This is a genomic window from Streptomyces sp. NPDC032091 (assembly GCF_055580265.1).
Genome location: NZ_JBVILR010000002.1, coordinates 242,705 through 264,279, shown reverse-complemented (window position 1 = coordinate 264,279; position 21,575 = coordinate 242,705). Strand labels below are relative to the sequence as shown.

General features: G+C 72.0%; 23 protein-coding genes. 11 read left to right on the top strand and 12 right to left on the bottom strand.

Features of this window, described 5'->3' with window-relative positions; genetic code table 11:
* Positions 1-15 precede the first annotated feature (15 nt).
* Genes ACZ5NJ_RS04105 through ACZ5NJ_RS04095 form a run of 3 tightly spaced genes read left to right on the top strand, consistent with a single transcriptional unit; the run spans position 16 to position 2,811 of the window.
* Positions 16-1,536 carry a hypothetical protein gene (locus ACZ5NJ_RS04105; protein ID WP_468762509.1) on the top strand — a complete coding sequence of 507 codons (1,521 nt, stop codon included), beginning with the start codon at positions 16-18 and terminating at the stop codon, positions 1,534-1,536.
* Positions 1,537-1,590: 54 nt separating this feature from the next.
* On the top strand, positions 1,591-2,298 hold the full coding sequence (locus ACZ5NJ_RS04100) for a hypothetical protein (RefSeq protein ID WP_468762507.1): 708 nt from the start codon (positions 1,591-1,593) through the stop codon (positions 2,296-2,298).
* A gap of 9 nt (positions 2,299-2,307) precedes the next feature.
* Positions 2,308-2,811, top strand: coding sequence for a macro domain-containing protein (locus ACZ5NJ_RS04095; protein WP_468762505.1), 504 nt, complete (start codon positions 2,308-2,310; stop codon positions 2,809-2,811).
* A gap of 190 nt (positions 2,812-3,001) precedes the next feature.
* Here the strand turns inward: ACZ5NJ_RS04095 and ACZ5NJ_RS04090 are convergent, their stop codons facing one another.
* The gene (locus tag ACZ5NJ_RS04090) at positions 3,002-3,607 is read right to left on the bottom strand and encodes a DUF6461 domain-containing protein (RefSeq protein ID WP_468762503.1); all 606 of its coding nucleotides are present in this window, start codon (positions 3,605-3,607) and stop codon (positions 3,002-3,004) included.
* A 138-nt stretch (positions 3,608-3,745) separates the two neighbouring features.
* Here ACZ5NJ_RS04090 and ACZ5NJ_RS04085 point away from each other — a divergent pair, with 138 nt between their 5' ends.
* Positions 3,746-4,579, top strand: a complete 834-nt coding sequence (locus tag ACZ5NJ_RS04085; protein WP_468762501.1) for a hypothetical protein — start codon at positions 3,746-3,748, stop codon at positions 4,577-4,579.
* Between the two features lie 148 nt (positions 4,580-4,727).
* Here ACZ5NJ_RS04085 and ACZ5NJ_RS04080 read toward each other — a convergent pair whose 3' ends face one another.
* The 3 genes from ACZ5NJ_RS04080 to ACZ5NJ_RS04070 all read right to left on the bottom strand — a co-directional run bounded on the left by ACZ5NJ_RS04080 (position 4,728) and on the right by ACZ5NJ_RS04070 (position 7,647).
* Positions 4,728-5,486 (bottom strand): trypsin-like serine peptidase, encoded by a 759-nt coding sequence (locus tag ACZ5NJ_RS04080; protein WP_468762499.1) that lies wholly within the window; start codon positions 5,484-5,486, stop codon positions 4,728-4,730.
* A 411-nt stretch (positions 5,487-5,897) separates the two neighbouring features.
* Positions 5,898-6,974 carry a protein kinase family protein gene (locus ACZ5NJ_RS04075; RefSeq protein WP_468762497.1) on the bottom strand — a complete coding sequence of 359 codons (1,077 nt, stop codon included), beginning with the start codon at positions 6,972-6,974 and terminating at the stop codon, positions 5,898-5,900.
* Positions 6,975-7,020: 46 nt separating this feature from the next.
* Positions 7,021-7,647: a hypothetical protein gene (locus ACZ5NJ_RS04070; protein ID WP_468762494.1), complete on the bottom strand. Its 627-nt coding sequence runs from the start codon at positions 7,645-7,647 to the stop codon at positions 7,021-7,023.
* Positions 7,648-7,713: 66 nt separating this feature from the next.
* On the opposite strand from ACZ5NJ_RS04070, the gene ACZ5NJ_RS04065 reads away from it, so the two are divergent.
* The 5 genes from ACZ5NJ_RS04065 to ACZ5NJ_RS04045 all read left to right on the top strand — a co-directional run bounded on the left by ACZ5NJ_RS04065 (position 7,714) and on the right by ACZ5NJ_RS04045 (position 11,049).
* Positions 7,714-8,547 (top strand): class I SAM-dependent methyltransferase, encoded by an 834-nt coding sequence (locus ACZ5NJ_RS04065; protein ID WP_468762492.1) that lies wholly within the window; start codon positions 7,714-7,716, stop codon positions 8,545-8,547.
* A 121-nt stretch (positions 8,548-8,668) separates the two neighbouring features.
* Entirely contained in the window at positions 8,669-8,971 is a 303-nt protein-coding gene (locus tag ACZ5NJ_RS04060; RefSeq protein ID WP_468762490.1) for a DUF6087 family protein, read from the top strand.
* Positions 8,972-8,997: 26 nt separating this feature from the next.
* A complete protein-coding gene (locus ACZ5NJ_RS04055) occupies positions 8,998-9,465 on the top strand; it encodes a hypothetical protein (RefSeq protein ID WP_468762488.1) in 468 nt (155 codons plus the stop codon).
* Positions 9,466-9,517: 52 nt separating this feature from the next.
* Positions 9,518-10,135, top strand: coding sequence for a hypothetical protein (locus ACZ5NJ_RS04050; protein ID WP_468762485.1), 618 nt, complete (start codon positions 9,518-9,520; stop codon positions 10,133-10,135).
* A gap of 305 nt (positions 10,136-10,440) precedes the next feature.
* Positions 10,441-11,049 carry an RDD family protein gene (locus ACZ5NJ_RS04045; RefSeq protein WP_468762483.1) on the top strand — a complete coding sequence of 203 codons (609 nt, stop codon included), beginning with the start codon at positions 10,441-10,443 and terminating at the stop codon, positions 11,047-11,049.
* Positions 11,050-11,086: 37 nt separating this feature from the next.
* Here ACZ5NJ_RS04045 and ACZ5NJ_RS04040 read toward each other — a convergent pair whose 3' ends face one another.
* On the bottom strand, positions 11,087-11,524 hold the full coding sequence (locus ACZ5NJ_RS04040; RefSeq protein WP_468762481.1) for a DUF5959 family protein: 438 nt from the start codon (positions 11,522-11,524) through the stop codon (positions 11,087-11,089).
* 162 nt (positions 11,525-11,686) lie between these two features.
* Between ACZ5NJ_RS04040 and ACZ5NJ_RS04035 the strand changes: the two genes are divergently transcribed.
* Positions 11,687-12,565: a PhzF family phenazine biosynthesis protein gene (locus ACZ5NJ_RS04035; protein WP_468763137.1), complete on the top strand. Its 879-nt coding sequence runs from the start codon at positions 11,687-11,689 to the stop codon at positions 12,563-12,565.
* Between the two features lie 57 nt (positions 12,566-12,622).
* Here ACZ5NJ_RS04035 and ACZ5NJ_RS04030 read toward each other — a convergent pair whose 3' ends face one another.
* The 6 genes from ACZ5NJ_RS04030 to ACZ5NJ_RS04005 form a co-directional block, all read right to left on the bottom strand.
* Entirely contained in the window at positions 12,623-13,882 is a 1,260-nt protein-coding gene (locus tag ACZ5NJ_RS04030) for a hypothetical protein (protein ID WP_468762479.1), read from the bottom strand.
* Positions 13,883-14,085: 203 nt separating this feature from the next.
* Positions 14,086-15,558, bottom strand: a complete 1,473-nt coding sequence (locus ACZ5NJ_RS04025) for a hypothetical protein (protein WP_468762477.1) — start codon at positions 15,556-15,558, stop codon at positions 14,086-14,088.
* 107 nt (positions 15,559-15,665) lie between these two features.
* Complete coding sequence (locus tag ACZ5NJ_RS04020; RefSeq protein WP_468762475.1) at positions 15,666-16,559, bottom strand: AraC family transcriptional regulator; 894 nt, start codon at positions 16,557-16,559, stop codon at positions 15,666-15,668.
* A gap of 85 nt (positions 16,560-16,644) precedes the next feature.
* Positions 16,645-17,307: a hypothetical protein gene (locus ACZ5NJ_RS04015; RefSeq protein WP_468762473.1), complete on the bottom strand. Its 663-nt coding sequence runs from the start codon at positions 17,305-17,307 to the stop codon at positions 16,645-16,647.
* A gap of 155 nt (positions 17,308-17,462) precedes the next feature.
* The gene (locus ACZ5NJ_RS04010; protein ID WP_468762471.1) at positions 17,463-18,782 is read right to left on the bottom strand and encodes a ParB/RepB/Spo0J family partition protein; all 1,320 of its coding nucleotides are present in this window, start codon (positions 18,780-18,782) and stop codon (positions 17,463-17,465) included.
* Entirely contained in the window at positions 18,779-19,939 is a 1,161-nt protein-coding gene (locus tag ACZ5NJ_RS04005) for a ParA family protein (RefSeq protein WP_468762469.1), read from the bottom strand. Before ACZ5NJ_RS04005 ends, ACZ5NJ_RS04010 begins: the two co-directional genes overlap by 4 nt.
* Before the next feature lie 435 nt (positions 19,940-20,374).
* On the opposite strand from ACZ5NJ_RS04005, the gene ACZ5NJ_RS04000 reads away from it, so the two are divergent.
* Positions 20,375-21,103, top strand: coding sequence for a hypothetical protein (locus ACZ5NJ_RS04000; protein ID WP_468762466.1), 729 nt, complete (start codon positions 20,375-20,377; stop codon positions 21,101-21,103).
* A 74-nt stretch (positions 21,104-21,177) separates the two neighbouring features.
* Here the strand turns inward: ACZ5NJ_RS04000 and ACZ5NJ_RS03995 are convergent, their stop codons facing one another.
* On the bottom strand, positions 21,178-21,573 hold the full coding sequence (locus tag ACZ5NJ_RS03995) for a cupin domain-containing protein (protein ID WP_468762464.1): 396 nt from the start codon (positions 21,571-21,573) through the stop codon (positions 21,178-21,180).
* Between the last annotated feature and the right edge of the window lie 2 nt (positions 21,574-21,575).

Below are 21,575 nucleotides of genomic sequence, written 5' to 3'. Positions count from 1 at the left end.
CAGCAGGATGACCCGGTGCATCCCGCGCTCCTCGGCCTTGCCGTGAACCCCGCCCTCCCGTCCCACCTCCTCGACCGGCTGATCGTCATGGCGGACGAGGACCTCGCCGCAGAGCTGGCGCAACGCGCGGACCTGAGCCGTTCTCAGGTGCTGGCGCTGGCGGCCCGGTTCGAGGGTGAGGCCGCCGGGCTGGCCCGCGACGGCCGCCTCGGGCCGTCGGACGTCGATCCGGCCACGCAGCCGCTCGCCGCGCTCGCCCTGCTCGACCGGGGGGCCGGCCCGCCCTCGTGGGCGCGGCGGTTCGCCACGGATCCGCTCGTGCGGCACCGGGAGTGGCTGGCCGAGTGCCCCGGGCTCCCGCCGGACGTGGCCCGTCGCCTCGCGGACGACCCCGACGTCCGGGTCGTCACCGAGTTCGCCCTGTGGGCCCCGGCCCCGCTGGCCGCCGCGCTCGCGCGGCACCCGCACGCCGCGGTCCGCCGGTCGGTCGCGGCCAACGCGTCGACGCCGCCGGAGGTATTGGCGGCGCTGCTCGGCGGCGAGGGGCTGCCGCCGGTCCGGTCCTGCCGGGTCTGCGACCAGGAGGAGACGCCGTTCGTCCATGCCGGGGACTGTCCGCGTACGGACTGCGCGCTCATGCCCGGGGACGCCTGCGACGGGCGGTCCCACCGGTCCGCCGTGCACGAGGTCCGATGGCAGGCACTGCACCATCCGGCAACCCCGGCGGCGGCCGTGGCCCGTTTCGCGGACGACCCGTCGGCGCTGCTGCGCGAAGCGGTCGCCGCGCGCGAGGGGCTTCCGCGTCCGGTCTACGAACGGCTCGCCGGGGATCCGGTACCGATGGTCCGCGCGGCACTGGCGCGGAACCCGTCGATCGACGAGGCCCTGATGCGCCGGCTGGCGGAGGACGGCGGACACGACGTCCGGGGCTCCCTCGCACATCACCCGCGCCTGCCGCTGGACCTGCTGGCGCCGCTCGCCGCCACCGCGAAGCCGGGCTCCGGGCCGCTGCCCCGGATCTCCTCGGCCACGCCGGCGGAGCTCGCCGCCCTCGCGGCGTCGGCGGATGCGGGCGTACGCAGGCTCGTCGCGCTGCGCCGTGACCTGCCGGACGCGGTACGGGACGCGCTCGCCCGCGACCGGGACGCGAAGGTCCTCGGCGCGATCGCCCCGCACCCGGGCCTGGCGGAGCCACAGCTTCTGGCCATGATCGACCGCCACGGCACCCGCGTCGCGTCGGCCGTCGCCACGAACCCCGACGCGACGGCCACCGTCCTGGAGCGCCTGGCCCTCCGGCCGGGTCCGGGGCGGAAGGTCTTCCGCGAGATCGCCCGCCATCCGAACGCACCGCTCCGGGCCCTCCTCGCCTGCCTGGCCGCCGACCCGCGGTCCCGCGCCATCGCCGCCGCCCGTCCGGAGCTCCCCGGCCCCGTCGTCGTGCAGCTGCTGACCGACGAGGACGAGCGGGTCGTCGAGGCGGCCGCCGCCAACCCCTCCCTCCCCGCCACCGCGATGCCCGCACTCCTGCGGCCCTGAAGCGCGGCGCACGGCCGGCTCACGTTGTCAGCGCGGGCGTGTTCCATGACGGGCATGAACGGCATGAACGGCATGACGGTCCGCGAACTGGTGTCCGTACTGGCCACACCCGAGACCCTGCGCACCCGCTGCCGAGCCCTGGCGCTGCTCGGCCTCCTTCTCGACGACCCCTTCCCGAGACACGGCTACCTCCCGAACTGGCGCCCGGGCGTGGACCTGGCGACGATGGACAACGCCTCCGGTGACCTGTACCGCATCGTCTTCGACCCGGCCGGGACCTTCCTGTACGGCTTCGACCACGCGTGCGAGGCCACGCCGTGGCGGGAATGGCCCCGGGCGCACTGGCCGGGGCTGCTGGACGGCCTGCCCGCCGCGCTGGCCCGCTATCCGGCGGACCCGGAGCTCCACTTCGAGGGCTTCTTCGACGCGACGGTGTGCGCGTGGCGCGCCGCGGCCGCGGGGGCGTGGGAGTGCGGGCCCGTGGAGTTCGGGCCCCAGCAGTCCGACGGGGCCGACTGGCTCTTCGAGGCGCTGGCGGACGGCGGCGCCGAGGCCCTCGCCCAGGACGCCCAGGACTACCACGGCCGTCCCGTCGACCGACGGGCCGTCACCGCCCTGCTCGCGGGCGCCCCATTGCGCCCGCGCACGGTGGCCGCGCTCAACCCGGAGGCGGACTTCGACACGATAGCCGACCACGCCCGCGCCCTGGGCCACCCGGTGACGGACGGGCGCCGGCCCGGGGGTGTCAGTGGTCGCCCGTAGGCTCGTGACATGACGCCGATCACGATCATCTCCGGGGATGCCACCAGCCCGCAGGCCAAGGGACCCAAGATCATCGCGCATGTGTGCAACGATCTCGGCGGCTGGGGCAAGGGCTTCGTGCTGGCGATATCCAGGCGCTGGCCCGAGCCCGAGAAGGACTTCCGGGCCTGGCACCGCGGCCGCGCCGGCAACGACTTCGGACTCGGTGCGGTCCGGCTGGTCCGGGTCCGGCCGGACACCTGGGTCGCCAACATGATCGGCCAGCGGGGCATACGCACCGGCAGCTCGGGGGTCCCGATCCGCTACGACGCCCTGGAACGCTGCCTGACCGCCCTCGCCGGCCACGCTCTCGAACTGGGCGCCTCGGTCCACATGCCCCGCATCGGCTGCGGACTGGCCGGCGGCAAGTGGTCACGCGTGGAGCCACTGATCAGCGAGGCCCTCTCCGCGAAGGGCGTGGCGGTGACGGTGTACGACCACGACGGCGCGGGGTCTACGCCGTCCCGCCACTGACCACCACCCCGGCGGTGGAGCGGTGGGTGCCCCGGGGCGGCTTCCGCCGGGACACCCACCAGCCTGCGGCCGTCGCCCGGCCTCGCGGCGGACGGGCGACGCGCCGGGTTCGAACGCTAGTACCGGAGCGAAATGTTCCGACCCGGGTACCGGGGAAGTGGCCTGAACATGGTGCCGAAGTGCGGCAGCATTACCGGATCCGGACGGTGGCACAGGTGAAGGTCGCGCCCTGAAGCAGTGCCGGGGTGACGGCCACACCGGTCAGATGCTCGGCCAGGGCGAACGCCGCCGACGCGGAAAGGTCCGTTCCCGGCGGTTCCTCGTCGAGCGGGAAGCCGATCCGCCGCATGACGTCGAGGAGTTCATCGGCTGCGATGCCCCAGCGGTCCTCCGGGAACAAGGGGTCGAAGCACAGGCGCACGGTCTGGTCCTCGACCCAGAGGAACGTGCCGACGCCGTTGACGTTGACGAAGTGCGAGATCCAGCTCGTTCCGGTGGAGGCCGGCAGCACTCGGCCCTCGGTGACGCCGAGGTACCCGTTGGGCTCGATCAGGAGGGCCCAGTCCCCCACGGTCGCCATGGCGATCAGCTGGCGTTCGCCCTCCGCTCGGTCGTACTGGGCGAAGGCGGCGTCGGTGGCCGCGGCGATGCCCTGGAGGGGCGCCTCCGGCCGGCCGTCGAGCCGCGTCACCACCTCGGCGGGCGACAGCCCCCGCACCAGCGTGAAGCAGTACGCCTCGGCGATGTCGGGAAAGTCCTTCTCGAACCAGGTGTAGTCGGCTGCGGTCTTCGTCATGCCGCCCATCCTCCCCTCCCCTCCCTGGCCGGGCCGGGCCGGGCCAGCTGCCACATCCCTTATTATCGTCGCAACGACGATAATAAGGACGGGAACGTGCCCGTTCGCGGCCTGCAACACCACCTCCGGAGCACTGAATTGACGATCCGTCAGCGCCTGACCACCCAGGCCGGCGCCCTTCCCAGTCCCATAGCCGCCGCCCGGGCCGTGGCCGGCCCCTCCGGTCCGGACCGCATCGAGGACCCGGTCATCACCTGGGTACAGGGCATCCGGACGGCACTGGGCATGGCGGCCACCGTCTGGCTCCTCCTCTCCTACCCCCTGAGCAGTGGCCGCCAGAGCTTCGTGCTCGGCAAGCTGGCGGAACTCCTGATCGGCTGCGGCATCGTCGTGGTGACCGGGATCCTCGGCGTCACCGTCTGCATCCTGATGGCTCGCCCGCCCCTGCGACGCTTGTACGTTCGACGCCTCCCGGGCCCCCTGATGGCCCTCGGCGCGCCGCTGCTCGGAGCCGGTGTGATCTGGCTGATGGTGGCGGCCCTCAGCGGTGACATCGTCTCGCCCTCGGACTTGGGCGCGCACGACATCACCTTCGGATTCTTCGGTACGTTCCTGGGCACGATCATCACCGGTCTGCTGGTCTTCCTGTTGTTCGCGGCCGCCGCCGTGGTCTGCGCCGGCGTCTTCGTCATAGCGGTGCTCTTCACCCTCACCGCCGCCGTCGTCGGCCTGAACGGCTGCTTCCGCATGGGGGACGTGCACGAGCTGCTGCCGGCCCTGCTCTCACCGCTGCTGGTCTGGTCGCTCTTCGGCTTCCAGCTGTTCGACGGCCCGGACGTGGCCGCACCGCCCCTCGTGCTCTACACCTTCATGCTCGGCGGCCCGCTGTCCGTGACCGCCCTGTCGCTATGGGAGATACACCGCCTGCGCACCCGCCACGGCCTGCCCCTGACCTCCCTCTTCGGCCGCTGACCCACATCACCCCACCGAGACCACCCGACGCCCTTCAGGAGCCCGCTTGGGGGGATCCCTCAGGAAGACCACCCCGAGATCACCGCAGCGGCCCGCCACCCGCGACACTCCAGCGGTGCTACGTTCTCGCAGGGCGGAGGCCGGCTCGTCAGCCGTGCTCGGACTGCTGGTAGAGGTCCTGTGCGAATGCGCCGAGAGCTGTTCCGTAGCTTGCGTGCTCATCACCGCTGACGTTCACCGCGACGACGCTGCCCTCCGCCGAGTCGCCCGAGAGGTACGGGCCGCCGCTGGACCCCACCCCCATCACGCAGGGAACGCGCACCATCGTCCTGCGGGCCGCCCAGGTGGTGGCGCCCGAGCAGTGCAGCACCCGGTCCGTGTAGGGGTAGCCGAAGAAGTGCGCGGGCGTGCCAGGTTGCGCGGTGAATGATATGGGCTGTGCTCCGACGACGTCGGAGATGTTCCGTCCGTCGGTGTCGGGGTTCATCTCCAGCATCGCGACATCTCTTCCGCCGGTCTGCCAATCCTCGGCCATCCGTACCCGGCGAACCGTGAAGCCGCCGTGCGGCCCCGCCCCACCCTGGTAGCCCGGCACGAACAGGAGGTTCTGATCCCAGGCGGCGGCGCGCGCAGGTGTCCCCTCGGTCGACGTCCTGACACAGTGCGCGGCGGTGATCACCGTACGGACCCCCACAACGGTTGCCGTGCACGCACCCGAGCCGCCGTCCACTCCCGACGAGGCGTACAACCGGCCGACCGTACGGGCTATCGATCCGCCGCCCGTCCAGGCCGGCTGGACCAGATCGTCCTTGGCGTCACCCCGGGCCACCTCGGCCATGGCTCCGCCGGTCCAGTAGGCCTCGACGACGCGGCGGTGCTCCTCGGTGGTGGCGGCGTCGTGGCTCACGGTGCTCACTTCGGCCGGTATCCCAGGGCTCCCGGACAGCGTGGCCCGACCGCAGCCCGAGACCCCCGCGAGGATACAAGCCGCCGTAGCTGCCGCGGCCGCTGCACGCATGTTCCCCATGTCCCTTACGCCTCATCCCAGTTCTTCGTTCGCCTCCCGGATCCATCGGGGCTCCGTGGCCTCCCGGTCGCGGTTCGACCGTCCCTCGTGCCCGGTCGATCACTGCGCGGAGCCTACGACAGCGCCGACAACGGACAACAACCGGTCCGCCGCCACGGGGACGGCGCGCGACGGGACGCCCACGCGCTCGCGGGTGCGTCTGGACCGGATCGCCTCCCTCGACGACGAGGACGGCGGACCTGCCGGGCGGCGGCGGGGCGGCGGGGGCGCGGTCCGGGGTGGCCGCGTCCCTCACGCGCGTGTCGTCCCGGCGGCCGCGGCGCGGTCGAGCTCGGCCGCCGGGAACGGCGTCCGCTTGCTCTCCCTGAGCAGCCTGCCGTAGAAGCCGTACAGGATCACGGCGGTCCGGACGTGCCGTTCGATGATCGCCGCGATCTCCGGCGGCACCCCGTCCGGCCTTCGGCCCGCGATCCACTCCTTCAGGAACGCGTCCCTTTCCGTCGCGCCCCGGAGGCGGTCGACGAGGTGCCGGCGGAGCAGATGGCCCGCGGTGTGGTGGCGGTCGTACGCGAGGTGGTCCGACAGGAACTGCCTCTCGTCCGGCGCGAGTTCGAAGCCGGAGCTCAGGGCCAGTCCGAAGTCGGCGAAGTAGATCTGCCGGCCGTCGGTCAGGACGTTGTCGAAGTGGGCGTCGAAGTGCACGAGCCCGCGCGAGCTCATGAACGCCGCCCCGCGCGCCAGGGCGTCCTCCACCCAGGAGCAAGGGGAGCCGGGGCCGGCCGGCGAGGCGTCCAGTCGCTGCTCGTGCAGCCACGCACCGAGGGTCTGCGGCACGTGCTCAAGGAAGAGCACCAGGCTGTGGGAGGACCGGCCGATGGCCTCCAACCGCTCGCGGACCGCCGGGGAGCCGTCCCAATATGCGACCGCTCCGTCGATGCCCCCGAGCTCGTCCATGAACCCCTCGGGAGGGGTGTCGGGCAGGACGCGCCAGTGGTACATGAGCGGGAAGGCCCCGTACTCCCTCCCCAGGACCCAGTTGGTGGTCATGGTGTGGACCGCCAGCTCCCGCCAGGCGCCGAACCCGGCCGAGCCCACGCCGTACTGGTAGTACATCGGCAGACCGAAGAGGTTCGCGGTGGACCGTACGTTCTCCGGCCGCATCTCCAGGTCCGTCAACGGCACCCTTTTGACGAAGACCCGTGTCCCGTCGACGTCCAGCTCCGCCGACCTGCCGCCGACGCCGGACCCGGCCGGGCGGGCGGACGCCACGAGGTCGCCGAGCCGCCGGTCGCTCAGCAGCGACAGACCGGTCGCCACGGTCTTGTAGGCGGCCAGACGCGCGGCGTACGGGGAATCGCGGTGGCCCATCGACGATTCCTCACCGCTGCCCCCGAGCATCCTCCCCCTCCCCGCCTCAGCCACCGAGCGGCCACTGCGCCGGTTCCGCGTTGTACCCGCGGAACAGCTCGACCGCCGCCGGCTTCTGCCCGGCCGGGATGAGGAACGCGGTGCAGACCTTCTCCGACTGGCCCGGACCCAGGATCTTGGTGGTCTGCACGGGCGGGCAGTCGGCCCACTTCGCCGAGCCCATCATGACGATCAGGGCACGCGTCCGCAGGCCGGACTCCGTCCTGATCATGATGTCCTGGTCCATGTCCCCGAGTTCCATGGGCGTACCGCTCTTGTGGGTGAGCGTCGACCAGACGAAGACGGGGATCTGCGGACCGTCCTTGTCGTCCTTGCGCAGACCGGAGTTCTGCAGGTCCGCCTCGGTACCGGTGCGCACCTCCTGCGGCGTCACCGTGAACCGCGCGTCCTGCGAGTTGAGCTTCGGGCTCTCGTGCAACGGCCCCGCCTCACCCAGGCGGTACGTCCTCTTCACCCCCGCGGCGCCCGCCTTCCCCGGCTGCCCCGGCTGCCCCGAGGGGGACCCGCCGGATCCGCCGGCCTTCCCCGAGCCCGGCCCGTCGCACCCGGTCAGCACGGCTACGGCGGCCAGCGCGCCGGCCGCGCCCAGCGCAGCCCTCGTCCACGTACGCATACTCGTCACCCCACACGATCCAAACGATCATTCTCGCAGAAGCGGCCGGGGTCATAGGTTGGTCCCGTGACGACCACGACGAGCACCGCATCGCAAGAAGCGTTCCTGCAGGCGTTCCACGCCGCGCATCCGGCGGTGACCGCGGAGGCGTTCGCCCACGGCCGTGCTCCGGATGGCCGGTCCAGCTATGAGCTGTTGTGCGACCGGGTCGCCGGGTGTGAACGCGTCCTGGACCTGGGTTGCGGGGACGGCCTGCTACTCGACTTCCTGGCCCGGGAGGGCGGGCGGAGACAGCTCGCGGGCCTGGACCTCTCTCCGGAATCCCTGGCACTGGCGCGGCGCCGGCCAGCGCTCGCCGGAGCCAGGCTGGAGGAGGGCCGGGCCCAGGCCCTCCCCTTCGCCGACGACAGCTTCGACGCCTGCGTGTCCCACCTGGCGCTGATGCTGATGGGCGACATCGAGCGCGTCGCGGCAGAGGCCGCCCGTGTCCTGGCACCCGGCGGCGTCCTGGCGTGCGTACTGGGAGGCGGGGCGGTCGGTGGCGAGGCCTATGACCGGTTCCTCGGGCTGCTGCGGGACACGATCGCCCGGGCACCCGCCGCGCAGCGGATCCCGGCGCTGGGAGACAGGAGGACGCGCAGCCGCGACGGACTCGACGGGGTGCTCACGCCGGCGGGCTTCACGGCGGTGGAGTGGGAGACGGTTCCCATCGACCTGAGCGGGCCGGTCGAACAGGTGTGGGCCACCGTCTCGGGCCTCTACGACCTCGGGCCGCTCGACGGCCCGGCCGTGGACCGCCTGCGGGACGCCTTCTTCGCCGGCGCGCGCGACATGACAACACCGGAGGGCACCGTCCCCTGCGGCTTCAGGATCCACATCGCAACGGCCCGACTGCGCTAGCTTCGCCTCAGGGGGCCGACTCCTCTGCGGGACGCGAGTGGTGCGCACCGGCTGGTCGAAGCTCGCCACAGCGCCTGCGGCGTAGCGGTAGGGTGCTGCCCCTGCCGAGGGAGGTACGACGATGGACCCTGAGGACGAGCCTCTGGAACTGTGGGCCGCGCGGCGTCAGGGGCGGCTGCGCAAACCGGGCGAACGGAAGGCCGTCACCCTCGGGAGCGGCCCGCAGCGTGCCGCCCACGTGGACCCCGGTGCGCCTCGCCTGATCCTGGAGTGGGACGGTTTCGCCTGGCAGCCGCTGGCCACGGTGAAGGACTACGCGGCGGCCCGCCAGTTCCTCAACCCGGTCCCCACCCCAGCCGCTCGGCAGCCCGCACAGCCCGTCCCGAAGAAACAGCCCGGCCGGCATCGCAAACCCCGGCCCTGACGGCCACTCGGTCCGAGAGGAAATCGATGCCCAGCAGCCCGTCCGCGGAGGAGGCCCTCGGCGTCCTGCGCACCGAACTCGCTGCCGGGCAGCCGCCGTTGAGGGGCTTGACCACATGGGACGTCTGGTCGGCCTACCTGCGCTTCGGTCAACGCCGCTTCGCCACCGCTCCCGTACCCGACGCGGATGGCCTGCTCGTCCAGTACGGCACCCACGCCTTCACCGGTACACCGACCTTCACTCTGGATCTCGCACGGCAATTCGCCGTCGTCGATGCCCACGGCGAGCACGCACACTACCTACAGGTCCACTGCGAGCTCCGCTACGAGCCCACATCCGACCTGGAACGCCTCGGCAGCTTCCATTCCTGGTTCTTCCACGACGCCGATGCCGATGCCGATGTCGCCTCGTGGGCCCACGCGACTGGTGGTCATCTCGCGCCGCTGCTCGACTGTACGCCCAGTGAAGTCAAGCTCTACCTGGAACAGGTGTAGGCGGCCCGCGGAGCAGAACCGCCGGTGGCCGCTGCTGTCTATGCTGCGGCTCATGGGACTGGACCTCACGCTGTTCATGGCGGACTGGGAGCGGTTGGGGACCTTCCCCGTCGAAGACCGGATCGACGCGCTCGACGACACCGTCTGGCCGCCCGGCGCCGACGAGAGCCTGCGGTGGGGGCGGTCCGGCGGCTGGCGGTGGCCGCCGGACGCGCGGGCGGGGTGGTGTGCCGCGTACGAGTTCTTCACCACGACCGGTTCCTACCGCCCGCATTCCCGCGCGGGCGACGGGTGGGCGGACATGCGGCCGTTGATCGACGCGCCGGTGCGGGAGGCGATGGACGCCTTCCTCGGGGGTCTGATCTGGGACGCGGAACCGGCCGAGGATCCTGCGCTGAGGGGCGGCGAGGGGTTCTTCCCGCCGGTCACCGATGTGTTCCGTCCCCACCTTCTGCTGGTCTGCCCTCCGGTGTCGGTGGAGAGGAAGGCTGCTGCCTGGAAGGAGGCGGAACCGTGCCTCGACGCACTGCGTGCGCCGTTCGCCGCCGAGTGCGAGGGCTGGGCGGGCCGCCCGGAATCCTTCGACGGCTTCGTCGCGCTGCTCCGCGAGTGGGGTGACGTGGTCACGGAGGCTGCCGGGCGCGGATGGGGCTTGGTGGGGGTTCCGTAGCCGGGTGGCGGAGCGCGGGTGAGCGGGGGGCGGGTGAGCGGGGGGCGGGTGGCGTCGGCCTGACCGGCATGCGGTGCGCTCTCGCTGGTGGGGGCCTCGTGGCGGTGGGTCGGTGTGGTGTGCTCCGCATTGGATCCGGCCACCGGCCTGTAGCCGACCCGCGTTGGCGATTGGACAAATGATCACGTGGGCAACCACGATGACGCAGCGACATCACGACTGCCCAGGGGGGCGACCGGGCGCGTGGTGCTGTTGCTCCGCGCGGTCCGCATCGCCCCCGTTTCCGACCCCGGAGAAACTTCTTCATGAGCTTCGGCGACCCGAACAACCCCTACGCCCAGCAGCCCCCGCAGGGCCAGCCCGGATACCCGCACCCGCAGCAGCAGGCGCCCCAGGGCGTACCCCCGCAGTACGGCTACCCCCAGCAGCCCCAGCAGCCGCAGGGCGGCCCGTACGGCTCCTACCCCGCTCCCGGCATGCCGGGCGGGGCGCCCGAACTCGCCCACTGGGGCCTTCGCGTGGGCGCCGACCTGCTCGACACGCTGATCATCCTCGGCCCGATGTACGCCCTGGGCTTCATCGACCTGGCCGCCGCCGCCGACCCGGAGACGGCCCAACCCGGCATCTTCTTCACCGTCGGTGTCGTGTACGCGATAGCGATGGGCTTCTTCCAGCTCTTCAAGGAGGGCTCGACCGGCCAGAGCATCGGCAAGAAGGTGCTCGGCATCAGCCTGCGCCGCGAGGCCGACGGCAGCACCCTGGGTTTCGGCATGGCCTTCGTCCGCAAGCTGGCCCACATCCTCGACAGCCTCCCCTGCCACCTCGGCTGGCTGTGGCCGCTGTGGGACCCGAAGAGGCAGACCTTCGCCGACAAGGTGTGCGGCACCGTCGTCATCCGCACCCCCAGGGGCTGAGCCACGCCCTTCCGCGGGCAGCGCAGCGCGGTCCGGCTCAGCGGGCGTCGGCGAGAGCGTCCGGCAGCCGGCCGAGCCGGGAGGCGGCGCGGGCGGCCCAGCCGTCCCGCAGGTTCAACGGCACGGTCACCGTCACCCCGCTCTGCACCGGGTCGCGGACCTCCACCACGAACGGGTCGGCGGCGCTCAGCCGCAGGTAGGCGCTGCGCCCCGCCTCGGGCCAGTCGGTGGACGAGCCGTCGGGCGGGGCCCCGTCCTCCTCTGCGGCGGCGCGGGCGGCGAGGAAGGCGACGAGGTCCGCCAGGTCGGCGTCGGTGCAGTGCACCGGCAGGCGGGCGCTGACGAAGCCGGTCTCGATCACGATCTCGGCCTCGTACCAGCCGTCACGACGCCCGCCGCCCGGCGCGTCCTCCAGCACCACCGCTACGCTCCGCCCGCCCCGGTCCGCGAACCTGACGACGTCGAGATCCCCCACCCGCACTCCTCCTTCGGTTGCGCCGCAGCGGCCATCCGACCGCTCCCGGCGCCGGCATCATGCCACGTGCCGCCGACAGTGACCCGAACGCCTGCGCCTTCCGGCTTCGGTTGAGAGAGTCGAAGGACTACTACCGCCGAGGGAAAGGGAGTTCATCGCGTGATGGAGGCCGGAGCGACCGTGATCGTCCGTGCCTGCCTGCGGAACGGCGCGGGGGGCAGCCCCACCGCCGTGGTGTGGGACGACGGGCGGCTCAGCGAGGAGAAGCGTCGGCGCGTGCCCGTGGTGCACGGGACTTCGCACGCGGTCTTCGTCGAGGCGGAGCAGCAGACGGCGCGGGGCGGCCCCTCCCCCGCCGTGGGCCTGCGCTTCTTCACGTCGGAGGGGGAGCTGCCCGCGTGCGGGCACGGTACGGTCGCGGCCCTGGCCTTCCTCGCCTCCCGCGCCGAGGCCGAGGGTGACTACCGGGCCGTTCTCCGCACGGGCATACGGACCTTCGCGGGCCGGGCGGGGCGGAAAGGGGCGCATCACGCTGCGGCCTTCGACCCCGGACCCGTCAGCCTCCGCCCGGCCGGCGCTGCCGAGCGGGGGCTCGTACTCCCCGTGCTGGGCATCGCGGCTGCGGACGTCGGCCGGGAGGTGCGGGTGGCCGGGGTCGGACGCGAGCGCCTCCTGGTTCCCGTGGGCGACCGGGCGGCGCTCGCCGCCCTCGACCCGGACCTCGACGGACTCCGTGACGCCTGCGATCGCCTGGGACTGCTGGGGGCGTACGTCTACTCGACCCCCTCCCCCACCGGCGCGTTGGCGGCCCGGATGTTCGCACCGTCCATCGGGGTCCCGGAGGACATCGCCAACGCCAACAGCACCGCCTGCCTGGCCGCCCATCTCGCGGGGGCGGGCACCACCCGCATCTCCGTGGACATGGGCGACGCCGTCGGCAGCCCCGCCACCATCACGGCCACGACGCACCAGGACCCGTCGGGCCCCCGGATCCGCGTGGGCGGCACGGCCGCGGTCGAACCGCCACTCCCCCGCGCCTGAAGTCTCCTCAGCTGAACTGGACGGCTCCTTCCTCGGCCTCGTCGAAGAGCTTGATGGTCAGTTCCCTTGGAGTGCGTGTGACATCCGCGGCGGCCGACTTTTGTCCGCGGACAAAAGTCGGCCGTCGCGCCGCTGGAGGAGTGCCAGGGCTTGCTCGACCCGGCCGAGGGTGATGAGGTGGCCGGCCAGGTGGGTGGGGTGGGCGTCGCCATGCGGCTCTATGACGGTGACGGCCTCCTCGGTGCGGCCGGCTGCGGCGAGGAGGTCGGAGAGGGTCCAGGCCGTGGGCCAGGTGTCGCCCTCGGGGTGGGTGCGCGCGAGACCGATCGCCTCGTCGAGCCGGCCGCAGGCGGCCATGAGGCCCAGCCGCAGCCTCAACCGCTCCCCCGCGTCGTGGCCATCGCGGCGTGCCGTGAGGGTGTCGAGGTAGGCCAGGCCGTCGGCGGCGCGGCCGTGGTCGGCGTACAGGGTGCAGAGCATCGCGACTACATGGTCGTCAGGGCCGCCGCCGGAGGAGTCGGCGAGGGTGTGCATCACGTCGACCGCTTCGTCGACCCGGTGATGCCGGGCCAGCAACCGGGCGAGCGCCACCGCGGCGTGGAACCGGTCCATCGGTGGATCGTGCCGGAGCACGGCGATGGCGCCGTCCAGGTCGCCGCGCCCCTCCCGCAGCTCGGCGAGACGCTGTGCGGCATGCCCGTGGGGGTCGGAGCCTGCGTACGTGCCTAGTTCTCCGACCCGCTGCTGCCGCGCGAGCAGCTCGGCGAGCTGGTCCTGGCCTGACGGAAGTGATCTGACGGGTACGCAGCAGGGCGATCGCTTCGTCGACGCGACCCTGCCGCTCACGGACCGCGGCGAGCAGACCGATGGCCGTATCGGGATCGAGGCCCCGGCAGCACCAGGGGTCCTCGCACCGGTGCCCGTCCGGGATACGGACGGCGAGGAGGAGGGCGATCTCCTCGTCGGTCCCGCCCCCTCGGTGAGCTCGACGAGGGCGGAGGCGAGGGCCGCGTCTTCGATCCCGCCGCTCAGCAGCGCGACCGCTTCGTCCAGGTGGCCGTGCCGGGCGAGCAGGCGCGCGAGCAGCTCCAGCTTGAACCCTCCGCCCCGGGCGGGCGGACGGGCCTGGGCGATCGCCTCCTCCACCCTCCCCCAGGCCTCCAGCAACAGCACCTGGGCCCGGACGGCCGTCCACCAGCCCGTGGCGACGTACGGGGCGAGCACCGCCAACGCCTCCTCCTGCCGCCCCCGGTCACCGAGCAACCGCGCCCACTCCAGCGCGCAGAACCACTCCCCCTGGCCGGCCTGGCGTTCCACTTCCCCGTCGTGCGGCGATGCGGCGGCCGGCTCTGTGGCGCCGTCTTCGACGGGTAGCTCGGTGAAAGCGGTCCCTCGTCGCCGGCGCCCGGGTGGTCGCGCGCCCTCGACTTTTGTCCGCGGACAAAAGTCGAGGGCGTCCGCGTCCGCGATCGGGGAGCGACCTCATGGAGGTCCGACTTTTGTCCGCGGACAAAAGTCGGTCAGCGGTGCAGGCAGTGGTCGAGGAGGGTGTGCAGGCGGGGGGCCGGGAGGGACGGGTTCGATGCGGCGCCCTCCGCGGTGCGGGGGCCGGTGAGGAGGGGCTCCAGGGCGTCCGGTCGGAGGGTCGGGTTGGCGGCGGCCGCGCGGCGTACCGACGCGTCCGGGTCGGTCAGTGGGGGCGCGGGGAGCGTGGGGTCGGCTGCGGCCAGGGTGCGTACCTCGGGGTCCGGATGGGTGAGGAGGTGGGCCAGGCCGGTGCGGGGGAGGTGGGGCAGCGTGAGGAGGTGGGGACGGTGGGCGGGGCGGGTGACGAAGACGGCCAGGAGCAGGGCCGGGGGAGCCAGGGGGTGGTGGCAGGCGAGGCGGATGCGGACCTCCTCGTCGTCGTCCCGGGAGAGGGGCTCCACGAGGTGCGCCGGCAGGCCCGGCCAGGTCGCGGCGACCCGGCGGAGTACCGGCTCCTCGGACACCGCGCAGGCGGCGTACCAGTCGGGGGAGGGCTCGGCGGCCGGCTCGGTGAGGGGGCAGGTGCAGTCCGGGCCGTGTCCGATGACCCGTTCGATCGCCCCGTACTCGGGCCAGGTGCGGGGGAAGGGGTGGAGGCGGACGCGCATCCGTACGTCTTCGTCCGGATCTCGCCCCAGTGCGGTGGCCAGGTCCGCGCCGAGGTCCGGGCGAGCGGCGATGATCTTCCTGATCTCGGCGTCGGGGTGGCGGGCGAGCCGGGCAAGCGCGGAGGCCGGGGTGTGGCGGTTCCAGGCCAGGGGGCGCACCGTGTCGTCCGCGAAGCACTGCTCGACGAGCCCGGGGGACAGGGCGCAGGTGCTGAGCACGAACGGCTTGCTGAGCGAGCCGATGGACGGCAACTTCGCCTCCACCGCTTCCGGGTCCAGTTCCCAGCTGCTCGTCCGCGCCGCTTCCCGGACGGCCGGGTCCGGGTCGTCAAGGAGGGCCTGCCGCTGTGCGGGGGTGAGCAGCTGCCACCTGAAGGAGGCCTGGATCCGGAGTTCGGGGTGCTCGTGATCGGCCATGGCACGGTGGAAGGACAGGGGGATCTGCCGGGAGGAGAGCAGCTCCTGGATGATCTCGGGTGCGGTGAGCAGCCCGTCCTCACCACCGCCCTGGGCGGTGAGGAGGGTGACGAGGATGTCGTCGGGCAGCGGCCGCACCCTGCGGGGGCGGGGCCAGGGATTACCGGCCAGGCACGCCCGGACTGCGCTGGAGGGGTCGGTCGCCAAGGGGGCGAGCCGTGCGGGGTCGACGTGCCGGTTGAGGGCCAGGGCGCGGCGGACCTGTCGATCGGGGTGCCGTAGTACGGCGTCGACGACCTCGTCCGGTAGGTCACGGCTCTCGCACATCAGCTGCCGGGCCGGGCCGGCCGACGCGTCCAGCAGGCGTATCAGGACGTCGGACGGCGCGGCCGGATTGAGGGCGATGCCGCGCAGCCAGGCTTCACGGAGGGAGTCGGACACCGCGTCATCTTGTCACCCGCCGCTGGTGCGGTGCTTTAGGGATGGCGACGGCCCGACTTTTGTCCGCGGACAAAAGTCGGGCCGTCGTGGTGGGCGGCTCGGGCGGCTCAGACCGCGGTACGGGTGCCGGTGCCGGTACGGCTCACCGGGATCCACAGCTGCGCGTCGGAGTGCGTCGGGTCGTCCTGGGACGGGCGGGTGCGGAGGATCTCCGGGCCCGGGCGGTACTCGTACGGGTTGGAGGGGATCCACTGGGCCGCCACGTCGCCCCACATCCGCTGCAGCGCCTCCGGGAACGGCCCGGTGTTCTCGAAGACGGCCCAGGTGCCCGCCGGGCAGTCCAGTACGTCGAGGTCGTCGGGCAACTCGGCGCCGGCGGCGGCGACCACCGCGTGGTAGTAGTCCAGTTCGCTCCCCTCCTCGAAACCGTCCGACAGGCGCACCGTCGCCGACACCACGCCCTCCGGGTCCTGGCCCGAGAGGCCGACGATCCGCAGCATCGTCTCCGCGGGGATGCTCTGGATGTGCTCGGCGATGTGCGGATTGACCCCCTGGTAGATCAGCGGGACGCGGGCCTTCTTGCCCACGACCCTGAAGGCTTCCTTCTCCACGATGCGGTACCGCATGGTGCTGTTCCCTTCGACGGTGAGGCGGAAGGAGAGCCGGGGCTGTGCGTGCAGAGCCGCACCGGTGCGCCTGGCCTCGCCGGGACCGACACCGTGCACGCCGCGGAACGCCCGGGCGAAGGCCTCGCCGGAGGTGTAGCCGTAGCGAACCGCGATCTCCAGCAAGGTCGGCTCCCCGGCCAGCACGTCGGCGGCGGCGACGGTGAGCCGCCGGCGCCGGACGTACTCCGACAGCGGCATTCCCGCCAGCGATGAGAACAGCCGCCGGAAGTGGTACTCCGACGTGACCGTGATCCGGGCGAGCTCCGACACCTCGATGTGGTCGTCGAGACGTGCCTCGATGTACTCCATGGCATGGTTCAGCCGATCCAGCAACCCCGGCCTCCTTCCCTTTCGATCACCACGTTAGGAAGGATCAAGCCTGCACCACCCGACATCCTGTGCCCGCTCCGGTCGGGTATCAGCTGGTCCCCGGGGCGGGGGTCGGACCGACGCGGTAGATCCGCTCGCGGAGTTCTGTCTCGGCCCAGTCGAGGTCGGCCCGCAGGTCGAGCCAGACCCGGTCCTTGCGGTGTCCGGGCTGGTCGAGTCCGACGGCGACCCAGGTGAACACGCCCTGCAGGGTCTCCCGGGCATTCCCGGGGCTGATCACGGACAGCGCGAAGGACACCGCGATACCGGCTCGGGTGACGGTCATACGGTTCGGGTCGGCCGGGTGGGGACGGCCTCCGGTGAGGTAGCGCGGATCGTCGAGGATCTTGAGCCATTCCACGACCGCGCCCGTGACCTGCTCGCCCAGGATTCCCGCGATGGAGTCGCGTACGGCGGCGGCGGGCTGGTCGGAGAGCCATTCCAGCCAGTGCCCGGAGTCCGTGAGCTTGGTGAAGTCGTCCTTGGGCGGTCCGTAGTTCGGGTTCTCGACGAACTCGCCGGTCAGCTTTCCGTCCTGGCCGACCACCCAGACGCCCTGCACGGCTTCCCCCGGAACGTATCCGTTCGGGTCGCCGACGAGGGCCGGGTCGATGACGGCGACCGACCCGCCCGGGTTCGCGGCCGCCTCCGCGACGAGCTCGGGCGGAGGCGACTGCAGGATGCGTCGCCGCTCGGCTGATGTGTCCCCCATGTGAGCAACCCTTCTCTGATCTCTGGTTCTTCATCGCTCCGTCTGGTGCGTGCTTCCATGATCACGGGTGGGGTGCGGCTTACGACAACGGCCCGACTTTTGTCCGCGGACAAAAGTCGGGCCGTTGGGAGGAGGGTGGATCGACCGGCGGTCAGTCAGCGACCGCCGGTGGTCCTGCCGTTGCTGTCGATCAGGAGCATGGTCAGCTCCGCGCGCTGCTTCGGCGGCATGTTCAGGCGGATCGCCTCGAAGACCGCCTGGGGGTCGGTCCATGCCACCGCGCCCGTCTCGGGGCTCGTCGCCTGTTCCGGGATGACCGTCTCCGTCTCCGTCTCCGGCTCCGTCTCCGGCTCCGTCTCGGGCTCCGGCTCAAGGGCGGGGGCGGGAGCCGCCTCGGCCCCGGTCGGCGCCGGAGCGGCCGTCGGGGGAGCGGTGAGGGGGGCTGCCGGAGGAGACTCCGGGGCCGGACTTTTGTCCGCGGACAAAAGTCGGGGCTCCCCGGCCGCCTGTTCCGGGCCGGTTGCGGCCGGGCCCGGCTCGGCCGCAACCGGCACCGGGGACGGCTCTGCCACCGATACCGACACCGGTACCGGGGCCTGCGCTGGGGCCTGCACCGGGGCCGGTTCCTGCGCCGCAACCGGCACCGCAACCGGCACCCCGACCGGCGCCGCGAGCGGCTCGCGTGCCTCGCGCAGGATCTCCCGCTGCGCCGCCTTCGCCCGCGCCTCCTGCGCCTTGTTCTCCTGGAGGAGGTCCAGCAGCGCAGCCGCGTCCACGCCCGGCCGGTCCTTCGCCGCCCGCGCCAGGAGGCGTCCGTCGCGCTCCGGCATGTCACCGGAGCTCAGCATCCCCTGGATCTCCTCCGGGAGTTCCAGCAGCACCAGCTGGTTCGTCACCCAGGACGGCGACTTGCCCAGCCGCTCCGCCGCCCGCGACTTCGCCCCGTGCTCCCGGCCCTGCTCGGCGCAGGAGTCGACCAGCTGCTGCACGCCCCGGGCGCGCTCGATGACGTCGAAGTCCTCGCGTTCGAGGTTCTCCGCCAGCAGGTGGTCGAGGAAGTCGGTACGGGAGGCCGCCAGGTCGTCACGTACGACGAAGTCCAGCGCCTCCAGCCCCACGTGCACCGCGCTGCGGAAGCGGCGCTCGCCGTTGATGAGGACGTACGCGGCCGCGCCGATCCGGCTCTCGTGGTCCGGGTAGAGGGACAGGTACGCGCCCCTGCTGACCGCGACGCACGCCGAGAGCTGCGCCTGGCGGAGCTCCTCGCCGAAGCGGGTCTTCTCCTCGTCCGTGCCGAAGTTCCGGCGCGGGTTGAGGGGGGTGGGGGAGACCTGGTCGAGGGGGACGCGGATCAGCTCGTACGCCGGTACGTCGCCCTGCGCGAGGGCCTTGGCCCGGCCGCGCTCGCTGCGGCCGGCGGTGCGGCGCGCGTTGCTGAAGGCGGCGCCGGTGCCGAGGAGGTCGCTCTTGCTCATGCCGCGATCCTCCGGGCGATCTCGCGCATGGCCTCGGACTGCTCGCAGTCCGGCGCGTAATGCAGCAGGGGCAGCTTGACGCGAACGGCCTCGCGCTGCTCCTTCAGGTCGGCGATGACGGTGATGACCGGCGGGTCGCCGAACTCCTTCCAGCTGTTGAGGGAGGAGGTGACCACGTAGCCCTTGCGGCTGTCGTAGAGGTTGACCACGAAACCGAGCTGGGTGATCTCGATGCCGAGGTCGTCGACCAGGTCCTCAAGCTGCTCGCTGAGCATGTCGTACGCGTCGGCCGAGGTGTCCTCCGCCTGCACGGGGATGATCACGCCCGAGGTCTTGCTGGACTCGCCCTCGCGGGTGCGGGCGTAGTAGAGGGCGGTGTCCATCGTGTAGCCGAGGCTGGGCGGGCAGTCGACGACGATGTAGTCGAACTCCTTCTCCAGCTCTTCGAGCGCCTTCTCCAGCGCGGTCTCCTTGGTGCGGACGTGGCGGGTGGTGGCCAGCCGCGCGTCGAGGAGGAACGCGTCCTTGCAGGAGGGGAGGAGGAAGAGACGGCCGGCGAACACGCCGTGCTCGATGGGGACGAGGAGGTCGCGGACGCGGCCGTCGATCTCGCCGAGCATGTACTTGGCGAGGCTGGGCTCCTTGATGCTGAGCATCTGGGCGCCGAGGTGGCGGGTGAGGTGGCCCTGCGGGTCGAAGTCGATGACGCAGACGCGGGCACCCGTCTCGGCGAGGGCCTGGGACAGGCCGTTGCTGATGGCGCTCTTGCCGACGCCGCCCTTCTGGTTGCAGACCACGATCCGGCGCGCACCCTCGTTCGCGGGGCGGCGGCGGCCGGTGGGGGAGGGGTGGGTGTCGAGCCAGAGCCGGATCGACTGGGCGAGGCCCTGGTTGTACGGGACTTCCCGTACCCGGCAGTCCTCCTTGAAATCCCCGTACAGGCCGGTGGGGAGGTACGTCGAGAAGGAGGAGGCCCCTGAGGTGTCGACGACGGTCGCCGCGGACGCGTCGGCACGCCAGGCGTGGACGCCCTCGGTGACGGCGTCCTGGATGTCCACGCCCAACTGCGCTGCGCGGACCTTGAGTTCCTGCCGCAGGGAGGAGGGCAGCTTCGCGACTACCTTTTCCCTGACTTCCGGATCGTATGGAGCGGTCATGCGGGTACCTTACTAACCTTCTGGCGGGAAGGCGAAGAGGCACACCGAAGTATGTTGCCCTGGTATGGGGTCGGTTGACAGGAATGATCACCGGTTACCTTGGCCCGGCACCTGCGGTGAAGGCCGCCGGGCGGCGTTGCTCCGTCAAGGTGACGGCCCGAAACCTTGAGGCGGCTCCACCTTCCACAAACGCGCTGTGCGCCCCGCTGGCGGCCTGTGGCGACGTAGAAGGTCGCGGCATACCGGGGCGACGGAGTTCGGCGCCCTGAGGGCCCGTTCTGGCGGTCACTTTTTGCCCGTTCCGCCGGAAATGCCGTTCGACGGGGCGCGCCTGCCGATCCTGAACCCGATCGAGGGGTCTTTGCCTGTGGTAACTTGAACGCGTTCAGTTGAACATGTTCAAGCCGGGGGGGTGGGGTCGTGGGCGCAGCGTCCATGGAACGGAAGGTGCGGGCGCGGCAATGGGGGTGGGTGGTGGTGGCCCTCGTCCTCGCGGTCCCCGGGGTGGCGATAGGGCTCTTCACCCCGCTGGCCCTCCTGTTCCTGGCGCCGACCGCTCTCATCGCCCTGCCGCTCGGCCTGCGGCGTGACCCGGAGGTGTTCTCGCGGGCCTGCCTGTTCCTGGGGATCGGGGTGGGGTGCTGGGCCGTGATGGCCGTGAGCCTCTGGCAGTTCTTCTTCCTCCCCTCGGCCTCGCTGCTGGTGCTGGCCGCCTTCACCGACGGACGCAACCGGCCCGGCCGGCGCTGGCAGCTCGCCGCGGCCGGAGCTGTGGTGGTGGCCTCCGTACTGGTTGCCGTGGGAGTGTCGGTTCCGGACCCGAACACGTCCTCCCTGTTCAGCGCCGGATCTTCGGACGCGCGGGAGCCGTACTACCGCGCGTCCCTCGACTCACCTGACCGGATGAACGACCCCGACCTGCTGAGCAGCGTGCGGTGGCTGAAGTCTCAGGGGGTCGAGTCCACCGACACCTACCAGCTCGAAGGACGCCCCTACCTCTCCGTCAACGTCAGCCCCTGGGTCAACGGGGAGGCCGCGAAGGCCCTCCGGCACCGTGTCGAGGGCCTGGCCGGCGTCGTCGAGGTCAGCATCTGCCGGGGGCAGACCTGCCATTCCATGACCGGGAAGACGACGCGGCGAGACGTGTGGGAGAGCGCGGGGTAACTCCCGCAGCGAGCGGTCGAGCCGATGGTCGAGGTGTGAGGCAGCCCGGTCAGATCAGGTCCGGTCAAGTCCGATCAGGTCGTGAGTGTGTGCCCCGTCGTTGCGTCCACGTGGTCCGGGATCTCGTCGTGGCGATCGCCCACGCTCGGTGTCCCGGTGGGTTCGAACATGAGGATCGCCGCGCCGGACGGGGCGTACGGCCTGTGCTCCGTGCCCCGGGGGACCGTGAAGACCGACCCCCGAGGAAGCAGGACCGTGCGTTCCCCGGCGGGCTCGCGCAAGGAGATGTGCAGTGCGCCGTCGAGTACGAGGAAGAACTCGTCGGTGTCGTCGTGAACGTGCCAGATGTGTTCGCCCTCGACCTTGGCGACGCGGACGTCATAGTCATTGACGCGTGTGACGATACGGGGGCTCCACAGGGCGTCGAAGGAGGCCAGAGCCTTGCCGAGGGAGATGGGTTCGCTGCTCATGA

Bases quoted from the DNA above. Each gene is read 5' to 3' on its own strand.
- ACZ5NJ_RS03995 (WP_468762464.1), bottom strand. From the start codon at position 21,573: ATGAGCAGCGAACCCATCTCCCTCGGCAAGGCTCTGGCCTCCTTCGAC.
- ACZ5NJ_RS04090 (WP_468762503.1), bottom strand. From the start codon at position 3,607: ATGACGAAGACCGCAGCCGACTACACCTGGTTCGAGAAGGACTTTCCC.
- ACZ5NJ_RS04055 (WP_468762488.1), top strand. From the start codon at position 8,998: ATGCCCAGCAGCCCGTCCGCGGAGGAGGCCCTCGGCGTCCTGCGCACC.
- ACZ5NJ_RS04075 (WP_468762497.1), bottom strand. From the start codon at position 6,974: ATGGGCCACCGCGATTCCCCGTACGCCGCGCGTCTGGCCGCCTACAAG.
- ACZ5NJ_RS04050 (WP_468762485.1), top strand. From the start codon at position 9,518: ATGGGACTGGACCTCACGCTGTTCATGGCGGACTGGGAGCGGTTGGGG.
- ACZ5NJ_RS04070 (WP_468762494.1), bottom strand. From the start codon at position 7,647: ATGCGTACGTGGACGAGGGCTGCGCTGGGCGCGGCCGGCGCGCTGGCC.
- ACZ5NJ_RS04060 (WP_468762490.1), top strand. From the start codon at position 8,669: ATGGACCCTGAGGACGAGCCTCTGGAACTGTGGGCCGCGCGGCGTCAG.
- ACZ5NJ_RS04000 (WP_468762466.1), top strand. From the start codon at position 20,375: ATGGAACGGAAGGTGCGGGCGCGGCAATGGGGGTGGGTGGTGGTGGCC.
- ACZ5NJ_RS04100 (WP_468762507.1), top strand. From the start codon at position 1,591: ATGAACGGCATGAACGGCATGACGGTCCGCGAACTGGTGTCCGTACTG.
- ACZ5NJ_RS04045 (WP_468762483.1), top strand. From the start codon at position 10,441: ATGAGCTTCGGCGACCCGAACAACCCCTACGCCCAGCAGCCCCCGCAG.
- ACZ5NJ_RS04095 (WP_468762505.1), top strand. From the start codon at position 2,308: ATGACGCCGATCACGATCATCTCCGGGGATGCCACCAGCCCGCAGGCC.
- ACZ5NJ_RS04035 (WP_468763137.1), top strand. From the start codon at position 11,687: ATGGAGGCCGGAGCGACCGTGATCGTCCGTGCCTGCCTGCGGAACGGC.
- ACZ5NJ_RS04015 (WP_468762473.1), bottom strand. From the start codon at position 17,307: ATGGGGGACACATCAGCCGAGCGGCGACGCATCCTGCAGTCGCCTCCG.
- ACZ5NJ_RS04005 (WP_468762469.1), bottom strand. From the start codon at position 19,939: ATGACCGCTCCATACGATCCGGAAGTCAGGGAAAAGGTAGTCGCGAAG.
- ACZ5NJ_RS04010 (WP_468762471.1), bottom strand. From the start codon at position 18,782: ATGAGCAAGAGCGACCTCCTCGGCACCGGCGCCGCCTTCAGCAACGCG.